This is a genomic window from Psychrosphaera aquimarina (assembly GCF_032461525.1).
Taxonomy (GTDB): domain Bacteria; phylum Pseudomonadota; class Gammaproteobacteria; order Enterobacterales; family Alteromonadaceae; genus Psychrosphaera; species Psychrosphaera aquimarina.
Map to the genome: position 1 here is coordinate 584229 of NZ_JAWCUA010000001.1, position 12644 is coordinate 596872.

Here is a 12644-nt window from a genome sequence, read left to right on the forward strand (position 1 = left end):
AGTAACACTAATATTGAGAAAGCTGACATTTAAAGGGGTTTCAACTGTAAACTATTATGAATCGATAAATTAATTTAGTTTATAAATGTTGGGGTTCCACTTTTCCATTAAACTTGACGGGTTAGCGGATTTTGTAAAACCGAATTGTTGATATAGTTGATGTGCATCTTTTGTCGCCAACATAAAACGTCTTAACCCTTGTAACTCCGGATGTTGCATAACAGCTTCCATCATACGTTTACTTAATCCTTTCCCTCTGTGTTCTGCTAAAACAAACACATCGGCTAAATAGGCAAAGGTAGCTTTATCTGTAATAACTCGAGCAAATGCAACCTGGTGTTGATGATCTCCATCTTTGGTATCGGTCATAAATATGCCAAAACAAAGTGAATGCTCAATCGCTAATTTTAAAGTATCAAATGGGATATTCTCGGCCCAATAAGACTGGCTAATAAAAGAATGGATTAATTTTATATCCATATTTTCACTACCCGTTTTTAAAACGTATTTATTTTCCACCTAGTTTCCTTATCAACATACCCAATATTGTACTTACGCTTTAGCCCTGAACCATTTCACTTTATGGCCAAATTGGAACAAACCTAATCCCAATACCACAAATCCTCCACCGACTATCAATAGCCAAGACAAATGTTCGTCATTTAATAAGATGCCAAGTCCTGTTGAAATAACTGGGGTGATCATGACCACTAATGCCACTGTACTGGCTGGCAATTTTTGCAGAATAAAAAAATAGGCTAAAAATCCAATTAAGGAAGCAAAAACCCCTAAATACAGAACCGCAGCTATCGCTCTTGGTTGCCAATCTTGGTAATTTACTTGCCCGTCTGCAACCAACCAAAATACGAGAAAAAACGGTAAACTCACAATTAACGAACCCATGGTTGTTGATAACGGATGAATTTCAATGTCCACACTTTTAACCAAAACACTACTTAAACTAAATAACAATACCGCAATAAAGACATAACCAAGACCAAGTAAACTGGTTGCGCCAAAAGTTACATTTTCACTACAAACAATAGCTAAGCCGGATAGACTAATTAATAAGGCCACTTTTTTCAGTAAAGAGAATTTTTGTTCAAATAGTATTTTTTGCGCCAATAAACCGGACAAAATAGGTGCAATACCAAAGGTCAACGACATCAAGCCTGAAGATATATGCCGTGCCGCTAAATAACAAAACAACATGCCAATAGCGACGGATAAACTGGAATACAAATAAATACGAACGGCTTTTAGGGTCCACTGTAACTTAACTTTTAATGCCACCATCAACACTGAGCCAACACAAATTGCAACGGTCATACGCATTAATAATGAAAAAGTTGGGCTAATAGATTCACTACTCCAAACTATACCAAGTGGCGTAGTGGACCAGATAATGACAACAAGAAGAAAGGCAGCAGAGACAGGCATTTAGGTTCGATAATTTGATCATGAAAAACAAATTTTATCACGTTTGTATTAATTTAAAATGTCATTAAATCGCGCCCGTTATATTGATAAACAATAGCTTATTTATCTGCAATGTAATCGATACATCGTTATTGTTTTTTATTTAACAGAAAAACCAACAAAAACAGGGAATACCTAAGTATCCCCTGTTGTTCACTGCCGCTAACTTTTGTAAAGTGTAGCGGTTAGTTTTGTTCTATTTTATCTTGTGTTTTAAGATCAAAATCAGACGCATCATGACGTTCATGTAATTGCTGGTCTAATTCTCCCCAACTACGATTGACTTTGATTCCACGTTTAACCGCTTCTCTTTGACTGATTTGATCGGCCCAACGCACTAAGTTTGTATAAGACTTAACATCTAAAAATTCAGCCGCTTCATAAAGTCCGCCCTGCACCAATACGCCGTACCAAGGCCAAATAGCCATATCTGCAATAGTATAATCGTCACCGCACATAAACTGATTGTCCGCTAAATGTTTATCTAACACATCAAGCTGTCGCTTTACTTCCATGGTGAATCTTTCAATTGGGTATTCAAACTTTTCGGGGGCATAAGCGTAAAAATGGCCAAAACCACCACCTAAAAATGGTCCACTGCCAACCTGCCAAAATAACCAAGACAAACATTGCGCTTTTGCTGCCGGCTCTTTTGGTAAAAATACATCAAATTTTTCCGCTAAGTGAAGCAAAATGGCACCAGACTCGAATATTGGCGTATTATCATCGGTACTGTTATCCACTAATGCAGGTATTTTTGAATTGGGATTGATGGCAACAAAATCAGAGCCAAATTGATCCCCTTCCATTATATTGATCAAATAAGCGTCGTACTCAGCTTCTTTTATCCCTAATGCCAGTAATTCCTCTAACATTACCGTTACTTTCACACCATTTGGCGTAGCAAGTGAATACAATTGAAATGGATGTTTACCCTTACTTAATGCTTTAACGTGCGTTGCGCCGGATATAGGTCGATTTATATTGGCAAATTTACCGCCACTTTCACTGTTCCACTGCCATACTTTTGCTGGTGTATAGGTTTTATCTGACATACTTTGGATCCTAAATAACTGTTTTTGTGTTTCTCTATTGATGAGGATGATTGCAGTGAACTCAAGGGACAACAAGGAAAGTAAATCGCATTAGTTATACGAAATATATTTAATGAAATGAATGGTTGCTTGAAATTATTTAACCCAAACCACGTTCGCCAAATGTGTATTTTACATTAACATTAGAAACGGTGAGTCATGGATTGACCTTATTTAGATTCCAAGCGCATTTCTGACTCAGAAGACTTAACCCAATAAGATTGTTTCTTCAGTTGTAGCCTAGAACATAACCTGAATGAGCACCATCTGTGTCTACTTTTTCATATAACTTATTTTGTTCAGTATCTAAGGTTTGACTGGTGTTTCGATTCGACTTGAAGCCATCACCTGGATAAGATTGATGTGAGTTATTGCTTGAATTTTTATATGAAGAATTACTTGGTTTATTCATAACGGTCACCTTTTATATCATTTTTATTAATCTCAATCGTGCTACCACGCACCAAACTGATGCAATTACCCTACCACGACTGGTTGAAAATAATACAACACACTGAACATTGTTTAATTAACAAACGTAAACTGTATGTTACAAATACTGATGACCGAGGATAAGAATGTTAATTATACAAATGCGTTGGCTAAACGATAAATAACTAAAAATTGGGTCAAAAAAAGCGGTAATAAACTGCTTTTATAAACATTATGTTTGCCGTCAAATTCAATAGATCATTTTCTATTAGCCAGAAAAGTCCTTACCCCTAACAAGGTGATCATCATCAACAATAAGAGACCAACAATTCCCATCACTTGATTAAAGCCTTTAAACGGTGACCACTGTAGATAGTGGATTTGGTATAACAAATTAATTAACTTAGTGTCTTTTCCGGTTTGACTTAATCTCAGGTATTGCCAATTTAATCGGATCTCAACCCCAGTGCTTGTTGTAGCATGCGCTTGATTGATATCAACAAGGCCACCGTATCTTTCTACATTGCTGGCGATAGCATCTTCTAACAGTAACTTAAATTGTTCTGATGTTGGCGGTGTTTTCTCAGTCATGGTAATTGGATCTAAATGTTGAGTTTCCCCATCAACCTTGACCAATAAATGGTGACCCAATATAGTTCTAACCAACTTAGCTTCTTGCCAATTTTCACTTAGGGTGATGGTTACGTTTTGGGCAAGTGGATATGTTTTTAATGAAAGTTGTTCGTAAGCACCTTGATAACCAGGCTTTATAAAAAATACGACACCGGTGAATATCCAACCAAGCATAGGCAATACTAGGATTAACCCTATAATTCTGTGTAACTTCCTGCTCTTCATCTATGAAAACCTTATTTATTGTTTCATTTAAATACTGGGGATCAATCTAGTCTTTACTGATATTTTTTGTCTTCATTTTAGTTAAAAGTTGATTGATCTCTCTTCGAACTGGAGCAACCACATCTGACTGATTCGCCAAAATAACGACAATCAAACCTGAGTCTAAATGGATATCTAATCTTGCATCAACGCCTAAATACGCACCGCCATGACCAACAACTCTATCATCTAACGTACCGCTAACAGAAAAACCATACCCATACCAAAAAGCAGAATTATACTGTGTCTTTGCACTATAAGCTTGTTCGGTCAACGTTTTCCCTAACAATTGGTAATTTGTTAGTGCAAGAGCAAATTTATGTAGATCACTAACTGTAGAAAAACCGCCTCCAGCAGGACTACCTTTCACCGCTCTGGTATAGGTACTATTAACCCACCCCTCACTGTGCGACCGTTTTAAATAGCCAATCGCTAAATTAGGCGTTACGCTATCTAGTTCAAAACTGCCTGATTTTGACATGCCAGCTTGATCATAAATATTCTGTTGAATGTAATCGTAATATGGCAGACCACTTACCTTTTCGACGATTAAGCCCAACATCAACATGCCAGAATTACTATATCGATTTCGAGTTCCCGGCGTAAATAATAATGGTGTACCGGACACCAAAGGTTTGTAGGCATCTAAATCACGATAAACCTCTTTATTGCTGGCGTTAAAATCACTATTAAAAAAGTTACCTAGGCCAGATGTATGGGTTAATAGTTGTCTGACCGTGATCAATTCCACCTCACCTTCGGGTAACCAACTTTTATCTACAAATTGAACAAGTTTATCGTCAAAGTTAAGTTCACCTTTTTCTATCAGCTGCAGTGCCGATATCGCTGTGAACATTTTATTCATCGAACCTATTGAGAAACGAGTATCAACTTGATTTTTTTGTTTCCACTCTCTATTAGCAAAGCCAACGGAAGTTTTAAGTAAAACATCTTTCCCCTTAGCGACTAATATGGAACCAGAAAAAGCATCTTTGTCATTTAGCTTTTTAATAAATTTAAATAACTGTTGTTTTAGCTCAGAAAGTGTAATTTTTGGTGATGAATTTTCATTATTATCAGGGTCTTGTAAGCTAAAATAGTTGATTTTTTGGGGCAATGTTTCAGTTAGATTTATGGTTAACAGATAAGTTTGCCGATTATTTTCGGACACCACTACGGTTTGTTGATTATTTTCGTTGTTAGGCAAACGTTCAATTAATGTAAGTTTCCCATAGGTACTTTGACTATTTAAAAACACGCCCACATGCGCATCTATTCCATAACGTTCGACCCTTTCTTCAGACATATTGTTTTCAAGGTAATCAATCACAGCAACGCGATTGCCGGTGTTGAACATAGTTATAAATGTATCTGACACGACTGTTTGCGCTTTAACCACCAATGTACAACTTGTGATCAACAGAAAAAGTAAACGTTTTAACATAGTTATCTCAAAATTATTGATGTGCAAATACCTAATATTAATCATTTTTGTCTAACATCTGTTTTCAACAATCTACGACCGTGTTTTAGTGCAGGTAAAATTAATATTAAATATTTTATAGGAGGAACAACAAGTTATCAGTTGTTACAATAAGAAACAATGGATTTAAAAAAGGAAAAATCTTGCAATGCTAAGGCTTAAACTATGTTTTAATAATGCTTACAGGTACAATACAGCAAACCAATAAATAGGAACGAACTTGAGTTTTTCTTTTGAAACGACCTTCCAACTAAATAAAGCTTTTTATCACGAATGTTTTGAACAATCTGCAAATAAAACAACCGGCTTAAAAGCCTATAGTAAAGCCTTAGTATTGTTGATCTTAGGGTTTGCCACTTCCGCTATCGGCCAGTTAGGTCACCTTTCTATGTTTATTATTGTTCTCTCGATTGTTGAAGCCATGAGTGTGTATTGGCAACAAACTTGGTGGGTATGGCGTCAACTGATCGCAAAAGAGTCAAACTCAGAAGTAAGTTTAACTATAGATGATGAAGGGATTAAAACGAACACCCCTTACCATCAATTAACATTAACTTGGTCTATAATTCATCAAATAACCTTGACGGAAAAAGGCTGTATTTTTCATTACGATAAAGGACGATACTATTTAAGTTTTTCTCACCTTAATGATGAAGCCGTTAATTTTGTAAAAACCCATATCAACTAGGTGAATTATAAACACCCACACTTTGTAGCCAATTAAATGCTTCTTGCAAGTCATCACAAAAGCGGCTTTCTACATTCGTTAATACCTCATGACTTGCTTCTAAAAACATTCTTTGAATTGATAAGCTACAAATTACAGCTTCATATTTTTGGTTATTCTGGTTCGCCCATTCATTTAACTCATCTATTTTTTCCCACATATCAGGTGTGGATAATTCCCATTGAGATAGGTCGACAAGGCAAGCCCAGGGTTTATCTTTTATCGTTTTAACCAGTTCTTTATATTCTTTACACATACGTACCACGGTTTCCGTATTCCAAGCATCAAAACACTTAACCACCAATGTTTGATCAATAACTTCCATTTGAAACGAACCATGTTCTATCATAAAAATTGCCATTAAATGACCGTAACTTATTATATAAGTTAACTTATTACGATTTTAAATCAACTAAAGCTGTGCTTAAAAAGTAAATATTTAACGAACGTCACGCTAAAATGTTTATTGTCGCAGCCCATTTGTCACACAGGCAGGTTAAATCATCAATTAGCTTATCTCGTTTTTGTTCGTTTACTGTTAGCTCTAAACTTTGACCATTGGCGATAATATATTGGCATTCATACAATGAATATAAACAAGAAAAATACACTTCGGTTCTCTTCGCATTTAAAAATTGGGTTGGAGATCTTGCTTAACATGTAATGATCCATTATTGCCTGTTCACCGACAAAGTGGATTTTTAATGATTAGTAACGTTTGAGCTTTGACAAATTGTATCGCTCGATATACTGCCTTTCGTTATTTGCAAGTAAGCGGTATAAGGTAAAATTAGCGTATCTGCCGGTAGGCTGAAAAATATATCCCAGAACATGATGGCACTTCCTTGACCTCCATTCCCTTTCAAGATCATACACAAGTCCAATGCCACGCCAGAGTATACTCTTGGGATAGAACACTCATTACGACAAACGTCTTGTTTTAGCTCTTCTGGCGCAGACCAGTCAGATGACACTGTATATATGGTACTGCACCCTTGTAGGGTCAACGTTAATCAAGCTAATAAAACCAAAGTGAATTTCAAATTGCTGTCCTTCAAGATATAAATAATGAACTGGCATCTAGTTTTTATTCCAGCTTAAGCCAATGGATAATTGATTTACTTGATGTAACTCTGACGCAGTCAAAACGCCATAAAGCCTCGGGTAAGGCCAACCATAACCCCATCTAAATTTCGTGGGTAAATACGGTGTTCCTCCCACTCTAACCCCAGCCAGCATTAATGCCGCTATTTCAGGCTCACCAACATTAGAGACACATGTTTTTGGTGCATTATCTGAGTCTAAACGCGCTTGGTACGTGCCGCCTTTCCAATAATCAAAATCATGTTTTTGGCAGCAAGAAAGCCACAAATTTATCTATTTAAATGTCCCGTCTGAAAATGCACTACATCCATCACTGGTAAATGGTTTTAACGTATCTGCGGATATTGAAAAAGGCAAAATTGTGAGTGAAATTAGGTAAATCGATATTTTCATAAATTCAATATGCCCCCTAGTTTTCATCGCAGTATATTGATTTATTAATCGGTTGTATCACCATCAGTTTCAGATGCATTGGCTTCAGATGCATCTGTTGATTCTGGACTTTTTAATTTTTGTAACCGTTTTTCTTCTTTCTTTTTCTTTTTTGCTAATTCTTTCTGGCGCTTTTCAAAAGCATAATTTGGTTTAGCCACAGGTAAGCTCCCTTAAGATAACGATACTATTCAAGCTTTAGAATACGGTATTTTCTCTGTAATTGCGCAATTCATTAACCGCCATTTTAACAAACACCGTAAACCGTAAGTTTAGGTCATTAATTAAGCGCTCACTGCTTCACATTAACTCGAAAGAATTGGCGTGTACCTTTGTAGCAATTCAGACGACCATGCTTACGAAGCCAACTATTACTGTTGAGCAGCCTTAAATACCATATGAGTCTTGTGCCATTTTATATGTCATCTCACCTTTTTCTGCTTCCTAGACAACTGAAAATTTAAAAACGACGGTATAACTTTTTTGTGTCCCATTTGTTATTTAATTTATAGCTCTCACCGATATAGCGATTGAAAAGTGTCGACGATATTTAGGACGGTTCAGCAAAAAAAGCGAAACTATTTAACAGTTTCGCTTTTTTAATGGTCTAGCTAGTGACAAGACTACACTTTAATTAACGTAACATCGCATTTAGCATAGTTAGCCACACCATTGGCCGTAGAGCCAATAAGGGCTTGAATCCCTTTTTTAGAGTGCGTGCCAAGGATAATTAAATCCGCATTTTTCTTTTCAGCCAACAAACAAATTTGTTCATAAGCTTTACCAAATTTCACCGAGACATTCTTCAATGGAATATCCAACGCTGCCGCTTTTGATTCGATTGAAGGTAATGCGTTTTCTTTTAATTCTTTTTGGTAATCTTTTGGAAGCAAAGAGTATGAAATGATGTGAGTAACGAGCAACTTAGCGTTACAAACTTGTGCAAATTCCTTCGCTTTGGCAAGTACACTTGCGCCCTCTTCACTGTCTTCTATTGCACAAAGAATGGTTTTATACATAGGGATTCCTTAGATTTATTAGTATGTGTAACGTATTTTATAAGTATAAACTACCACTGGTGTAGGCCATTAACAATCGCTTTCAATTTGTAACTTCCGTTGCTGCAAATTCTATTGACGTACATCAATATAATCAAAAAAAGTAACCTAAAGCGCGCAAAGCCGATGTCGGTAATTTTAATATGTTTATTGCAAAACGTAATCAAAGTATTTCCTGTGTTCTACCCCAGCTAAATTGGAATTTATTTTGTTTGGGTGTTTGTATTCACGCCAACTCGCGACATTACGGCCTACATTTAATTTTGGAAATTCAGCGCCATCTTTTGGCGTTAACCCCAAAAACTGACTGATTTTTAATAAGCTATCTTGCTCACTTACATCAACAGTTAAAAAATCATCACGTTTTTTAAAATATGAAAGTACTTCCTTTTCATGACGCTTATAACAATCCGTTAATTGAGCTTGACTCAAGGGTAAATCCACCGAAAAGGTATGATGAAAACTGCGCTTTAAAATAGGATGGAACACTCCCGTTTTGGGATCTAAACGGGGAGCCATTTTACCCAGTAACATAGTAATGGAAGGCAGCCATTTATCTAACTCTCTGGTTAAATAAATAAACTTGGAATTGGGAAATAATTGATCTAAATGTTTGTAGTCACTAAAACAGGGTGCATCCGAAATAGCGTCCGCCATTTCAAACGCCTTTTTGGTAAATGCGGTATGCGCCACCGACAACCCCATCTCTAATAATGCAACACTGATGCTGGTGGTGCCTGTCCTAGGTAAGCCAATTATAAATATCTTAGACATCGGATATCACTCACATTTAAAAGGCCGACAGTATACTTGAACTGAAAAACAGATGGTGAAATAAATAGTCAACAATACAACTAATAACTGATCAATTGATAATATGAAGAATCTATTAAGATTGACTTGACTAACGAGAAAATTTATCCAAACTGCACGGGTTCAAATCAGCCTAAACGTTATAAAAAGAGTGTTATGAAAACAGAAGTGAGTTACCGTTTCTCTTCAGCCCAAGTTGCGAATCGTTTTTTACATGAATTAAAAAATTGGCATGTTGCGCAAGTATCTACTCGTTTGTTCAAAGGAGATGATAGCGTCAATGTGTCTTATGAATATGATCAACGTGGATTTGATAATACCTTATCAGAACTTGATAATTTAGCGGAACAATATGGTGGTAAAGAAGTTTAGCGGTTAGATTTATTACCGCTTATATTTCAATAAAACTATTCAAACCTCGTTTAAGGATTTACTTTCCAAATTTTATCTGAAGACTCTAGATACTCTGATAAAGCCGCAGAGCCATACCATGGGTAAAGTTCGGCTTTAAGATATTTCTCTTTGATGGCGGGATCGGTTTCTAGTAATAAATTAGCCTCATCAATTGAGCTAACATCTAAAATAAATATACCTCTAAAATCATTATTATTTTTACCAAAGGGCCCGGCAACTATCAGCTTCTTTTGGTCTACGAGTTTATTTATATTCTTCATGTGACCAACAAACGCATTGCTTCTCATCTCTTTATTGATTGATGTATTCTCACCAGTTTTCAATATAACCAAGATATAACTTTTCATTCCATAATCATCTGCGCCTAACTTTTCTGCTAACTCAGGATCATAATTAGGATTTGAAATTTGGGATAAAGAGTAAGACGTTAAAGGCGCAAACAACAATATTAAAGCAGTGAAGAAGGTAAATTTCATTGTATTTATTCTCATTAAATATTCGTCCAATTATCAGTCAAGGTGAGCATATTTGGAGTTTTCTCTCCTAATATGAACCATTAATTGTTTAAGTAAGGTAAGAAGTAATCATAAACATTATTTATACATTTAATTACGTTAATCTCCAATCCACGTTATTTTGTATAAATCACGACGTCTGTCTAAGTAGTTTTTAACCGAGCCTTCATTTTTTAATTGATCCAACTTGGTTAAATCAAGATCGACAATCAAGGTCATTTCTGTATTTGGTGTGGTTTCCGCCATAATCGCATCATGCGGAAATGAGAAGTCTGACGGTGAAAAAACAACGGATTGTGCATATTGTATATCGGCCCCATCGACTTTTGGTAAGTTGCCCACACTGCCTGCCGTGATCACATAACATTCATTTTCAATCGCTCTAGCGTGAGCACAGTGACGTACTCTTAAGTAAGCATTTTTTGTGTCCGTCCAAAATGGCACAAATAACATTTGCATGCCTTTCTCAGACTGTAATCTGGCGAGTTCTGGGAACTCAACGTCATAACAAATAAGAATACCTATTCGGCCAAAGTCAGTATCAAACACATTAAGTCCATTACCGCCTTTCATGATCCACGCCCTTTTCTCATAAGGGGTTGGGTGTAATTTATATTGCGACTCTAACGTTCCGTCACGGCGACACAAGTAAGCTACATTATATAAATCACCGTCTTCCATCACAGGCATAGAACCCGCAATAATATTTATATTGTAACTGACTGCCAATTTGGAAATCGCATCTAAAATTTCGCCTGAATATTCAGCCAGAGCCTTAATCGAATCAAATGAGTTATCATGTTCATCAATACCCATTAATGGCGCATTAAAAAACTCTGGCAACAAAGCAAGATCACATTGATAGTCTGATAACGCGTCAACAAAAAACTCTACTTGCTGGATTAACTCTTCAACTGAGTTTAAAGAACGCATTTGCCATTGCACACAACCAATTCGCGCCGAAGTTTTGGTCGCGCCGATCAATGGGGTTTTTTGGTCGTCATAATAAAGATTGGTCCATTCAAGTAAGGTGGCATACCCTTTTGATTCTTTATCTTCTGGTAAATAGGCGGTTAATACCCGTTTTACCTCAAAATCATTGGATAGCTGAAAAGTTAAAATTGGATCATATATCTCACGTTTTTTTACTTGTTCTATGTATTTTTGTGGTGAGAGTTCATGCGCATAATTTTTATAATTAGGAATTCGTCCACCAGCAATAATAGACTTAAGGTTTAAGCTTTGGCATAACTCTTTACGAGCTTCATATAAACGTCTGCCAAGACGCATACTGCGATAATCAAGCGAAACACAAACCTCAATTCCGTAGAGCACATCACCAAGCGGATCATGCGTTGTCAGGTATGCATCACCGGTAATTTGATCATAGGTGTGATGGTCGCCAAACTTGTCATAATCCACTATCAATGAAAATGCAGCGGCGACAATTTTACCGTGATCTTCAATGCAAATTTGCCCTTCTGGGAAAACAGCTAATTGAGCTTTAAATTGTTTTTCCGGCCAAGCGCCGCCTAAGTTTGGATATACCTCATCCATCATCACTTTTAAGTCGGCGTAATCTTCTTTAACTAAATGACGTAGTGCTAATTTATGTTCGGATTCATCGGTATAAATATTTTCACTCATTACTTATTTTACTCATAATTTCTGGGGGTAAATTGGGTTTAACGTATTCAGCTCAACTTTACCTATTCAATTTGATATAGGCTTATTGTCGTTGCCGATTTTATTTGCCATTAAGATGGCTATAAAAACGGCCACCAATTGAATTAAAAGCGCAGGGATTATAAAAAATAAATCAACTCGGATGTTGGTGTTTGATGGCAATGATAGTTCAGTCAATAACCATAAACCGCCAAATACCAAGAGTGATTTATATAAGTACTTTTCTAATTTCAGTTTAAATTCTGGCGATTGCCAAATACTGAATACAAGAGTAGCTATTGATAATACAGGTAAGAATAAAAGACTAAAAAATGAAATTAAATATAGAGTACGCCAAGGTTGAGTATCCAAATCTGTGGGTATTCCGATAACAGCATTACAACCACTTAAGAAACCTAAACATATAATTATGAGTAATAATTTCATCTTGTATTCCTTTTCTAGATAAACCATAAGCTAGATTATAACAATGTTCATAATTTAACTTTAATAGAAACTAAAGCAACATTT

The 12644-nt window shown here is 36.1% G+C and carries 17 protein-coding genes; 2 read left to right on the forward strand and 15 right to left on the reverse strand.

All coding sequences use genetic code 11. From position 1 onward, the window contains the following. Positions 1 to 69 precede the first annotated feature (69 nt). From RT723_RS02665 to RT723_RS02690, 6 genes are all read right to left on the reverse strand, one after another. Complete coding sequence (locus tag RT723_RS02665; protein WP_428983583.1) at positions 70 to 519, reverse strand: GNAT family N-acetyltransferase; 450 nt, start codon at positions 517 to 519, stop codon at positions 70 to 72. 33 nt (positions 520 to 552) lie between these two features. Beyond that, on the reverse strand, positions 553 to 1440 hold the full coding sequence (locus tag RT723_RS02670) for a DMT family transporter (RefSeq protein ID WP_216055928.1): 888 nt from the start codon (positions 1438 to 1440) through the stop codon (positions 553 to 555). A gap of 224 nt (positions 1441 to 1664) precedes the next feature. Beyond that, positions 1665 to 2534 (reverse strand): glutathione-dependent disulfide-bond oxidoreductase, encoded by an 870-nt coding sequence (gene yghU / locus RT723_RS02675; RefSeq protein ID WP_315945782.1) that lies wholly within the window; start codon positions 2532 to 2534, stop codon positions 1665 to 1667. Between the two features lie 268 nt (positions 2535 to 2802). Next, positions 2803 to 2985 carry a hypothetical protein gene (locus RT723_RS02680; RefSeq protein ID WP_216055930.1) on the reverse strand — a complete coding sequence of 61 codons (183 nt, stop codon included), beginning with the start codon at positions 2983 to 2985 and terminating at the stop codon, positions 2803 to 2805. Positions 2986 to 3263: 278 nt separating this feature from the next. Beyond that, a complete protein-coding gene (locus tag RT723_RS02685; RefSeq protein WP_315945783.1) occupies positions 3264 to 3863 on the reverse strand; it encodes a PepSY domain-containing protein in 600 nt (199 codons plus the stop codon). A gap of 46 nt (positions 3864 to 3909) precedes the next feature. After that, the gene (locus tag RT723_RS02690; RefSeq protein WP_315945784.1) at positions 3910 to 5346 is read right to left on the reverse strand and encodes a serine hydrolase domain-containing protein; all 1437 of its coding nucleotides are present in this window, start codon (positions 5344 to 5346) and stop codon (positions 3910 to 3912) included. 259 nt (positions 5347 to 5605) lie between these two features. Between RT723_RS02690 and RT723_RS02695 the strand changes: the two genes are divergently transcribed. Beyond that, positions 5606 to 6073, forward strand: coding sequence for a hypothetical protein (locus RT723_RS02695; protein ID WP_315945785.1), 468 nt, complete (start codon positions 5606 to 5608; stop codon positions 6071 to 6073). Here RT723_RS02695 and RT723_RS02700 read toward each other — a convergent pair. The 6 genes from RT723_RS02700 to RT723_RS02725 all read right to left on the reverse strand — a co-directional run bounded on the left by RT723_RS02700 (position 6066) and on the right by RT723_RS02725 (position 9480). Continuing rightward, positions 6066 to 6473, reverse strand: coding sequence for a hypothetical protein (locus RT723_RS02700; RefSeq protein WP_315945786.1), 408 nt, complete (start codon positions 6471 to 6473; stop codon positions 6066 to 6068). The two genes, RT723_RS02695 and RT723_RS02700, sit on opposite strands and share 8 nt — an antisense overlap. A gap of 340 nt (positions 6474 to 6813) precedes the next feature. Beyond that, positions 6814 to 7086, reverse strand: a complete 273-nt coding sequence (locus tag RT723_RS02705) for a YceK/YidQ family lipoprotein (RefSeq protein ID WP_315945787.1) — start codon at positions 7084 to 7086, stop codon at positions 6814 to 6816. 106 nt (positions 7087 to 7192) lie between these two features. Beyond that, positions 7193 to 7483, reverse strand: coding sequence for a hypothetical protein (locus RT723_RS02710; RefSeq protein ID WP_315945788.1), 291 nt, complete (start codon positions 7481 to 7483; stop codon positions 7193 to 7195). 170 nt (positions 7484 to 7653) lie between these two features. Further along, on the reverse strand, positions 7654 to 7809 hold the full coding sequence (locus RT723_RS02715) for a hypothetical protein (protein WP_315945789.1): 156 nt from the start codon (positions 7807 to 7809) through the stop codon (positions 7654 to 7656). A 462-nt stretch (positions 7810 to 8271) separates the two neighbouring features. Continuing rightward, complete coding sequence (locus RT723_RS02720; RefSeq protein WP_216055941.1) at positions 8272 to 8667, reverse strand: universal stress protein; 396 nt, start codon at positions 8665 to 8667, stop codon at positions 8272 to 8274. A 186-nt stretch (positions 8668 to 8853) separates the two neighbouring features. Beyond that, positions 8854 to 9480, reverse strand: a complete 627-nt coding sequence (locus tag RT723_RS02725) for a sulfotransferase family protein (RefSeq protein ID WP_315945790.1) — start codon at positions 9478 to 9480, stop codon at positions 8854 to 8856. A 195-nt stretch (positions 9481 to 9675) separates the two neighbouring features. Between RT723_RS02725 and RT723_RS02730 the strand changes: the two genes are divergently transcribed. Then, positions 9676 to 9891 (forward strand): hypothetical protein, encoded by a 216-nt coding sequence (locus RT723_RS02730; RefSeq protein WP_216055942.1) that lies wholly within the window; start codon positions 9676 to 9678, stop codon positions 9889 to 9891. Between the two features lie 50 nt (positions 9892 to 9941). On the opposite strand, the gene RT723_RS02735 is transcribed toward RT723_RS02730, so the two are convergent. From RT723_RS02735 to RT723_RS02745, 3 genes are all read right to left on the reverse strand, one after another. Beyond that, positions 9942 to 10409: a YciI family protein gene (locus RT723_RS02735; protein WP_315945791.1), complete on the reverse strand. Its 468-nt coding sequence runs from the start codon at positions 10407 to 10409 to the stop codon at positions 9942 to 9944. Positions 10410 to 10547: 138 nt separating this feature from the next. Further along, the gene (locus RT723_RS02740) at positions 10548 to 12095 is read right to left on the reverse strand and encodes a carbon-nitrogen hydrolase family protein (RefSeq protein ID WP_315945792.1); all 1548 of its coding nucleotides are present in this window, start codon (positions 12093 to 12095) and stop codon (positions 10548 to 10550) included. A gap of 66 nt (positions 12096 to 12161) precedes the next feature. Continuing rightward, positions 12162 to 12560, reverse strand: a complete 399-nt coding sequence (locus RT723_RS02745; RefSeq protein ID WP_315945793.1) for a hypothetical protein — start codon at positions 12558 to 12560, stop codon at positions 12162 to 12164. Between the last annotated feature and the right edge of the window lie 84 nt (positions 12561 to 12644).

Coding starts and splice junctions, on each gene's coding strand:
- RT723_RS02735 (WP_315945791.1), bottom strand. CDS start 10,409: ATGAAATTTACCTTCTTCACTGCTTTAATATTGTTGTTTGCGCCTTTA.
- RT723_RS02740 (WP_315945792.1), bottom strand. CDS start 12,095: ATGAGTGAAAATATTTATACCGATGAATCCGAACATAAATTAGCACTA.
- RT723_RS02730 (WP_216055942.1), top strand. CDS start 9,676: ATGAAAACAGAAGTGAGTTACCGTTTCTCTTCAGCCCAAGTTGCGAAT.
- RT723_RS02690 (WP_315945784.1), bottom strand. CDS start 5,346: ATGTTAAAACGTTTACTTTTTCTGTTGATCACAAGTTGTACATTGGTG.
- RT723_RS02670 (WP_216055928.1), bottom strand. CDS start 1,440: ATGCCTGTCTCTGCTGCCTTTCTTCTTGTTGTCATTATCTGGTCCACT.
- RT723_RS02720 (WP_216055941.1), bottom strand. CDS start 8,667: ATGTATAAAACCATTCTTTGTGCAATAGAAGACAGTGAAGAGGGCGCA.
- RT723_RS02725 (WP_315945790.1), bottom strand. CDS start 9,480: ATGTCTAAGATATTTATAATTGGCTTACCTAGGACAGGCACCACCAGC.
- RT723_RS02680 (WP_216055930.1), bottom strand. CDS start 2,985: ATGAATAAACCAAGTAATTCTTCATATAAAAATTCAAGCAATAACTCA.
- RT723_RS02685 (WP_315945783.1), bottom strand. CDS start 3,863: ATGAAGAGCAGGAAGTTACACAGAATTATAGGGTTAATCCTAGTATTG.
- yghU (WP_315945782.1), bottom strand. CDS start 2,534: ATGTCAGATAAAACCTATACACCAGCAAAAGTATGGCAGTGGAACAGT.
- RT723_RS02700 (WP_315945786.1), bottom strand. CDS start 6,473: ATGGCAATTTTTATGATAGAACATGGTTCGTTTCAAATGGAAGTTATT.
- RT723_RS02745 (WP_315945793.1), bottom strand. CDS start 12,560: ATGAAATTATTACTCATAATTATATGTTTAGGTTTCTTAAGTGGTTGT.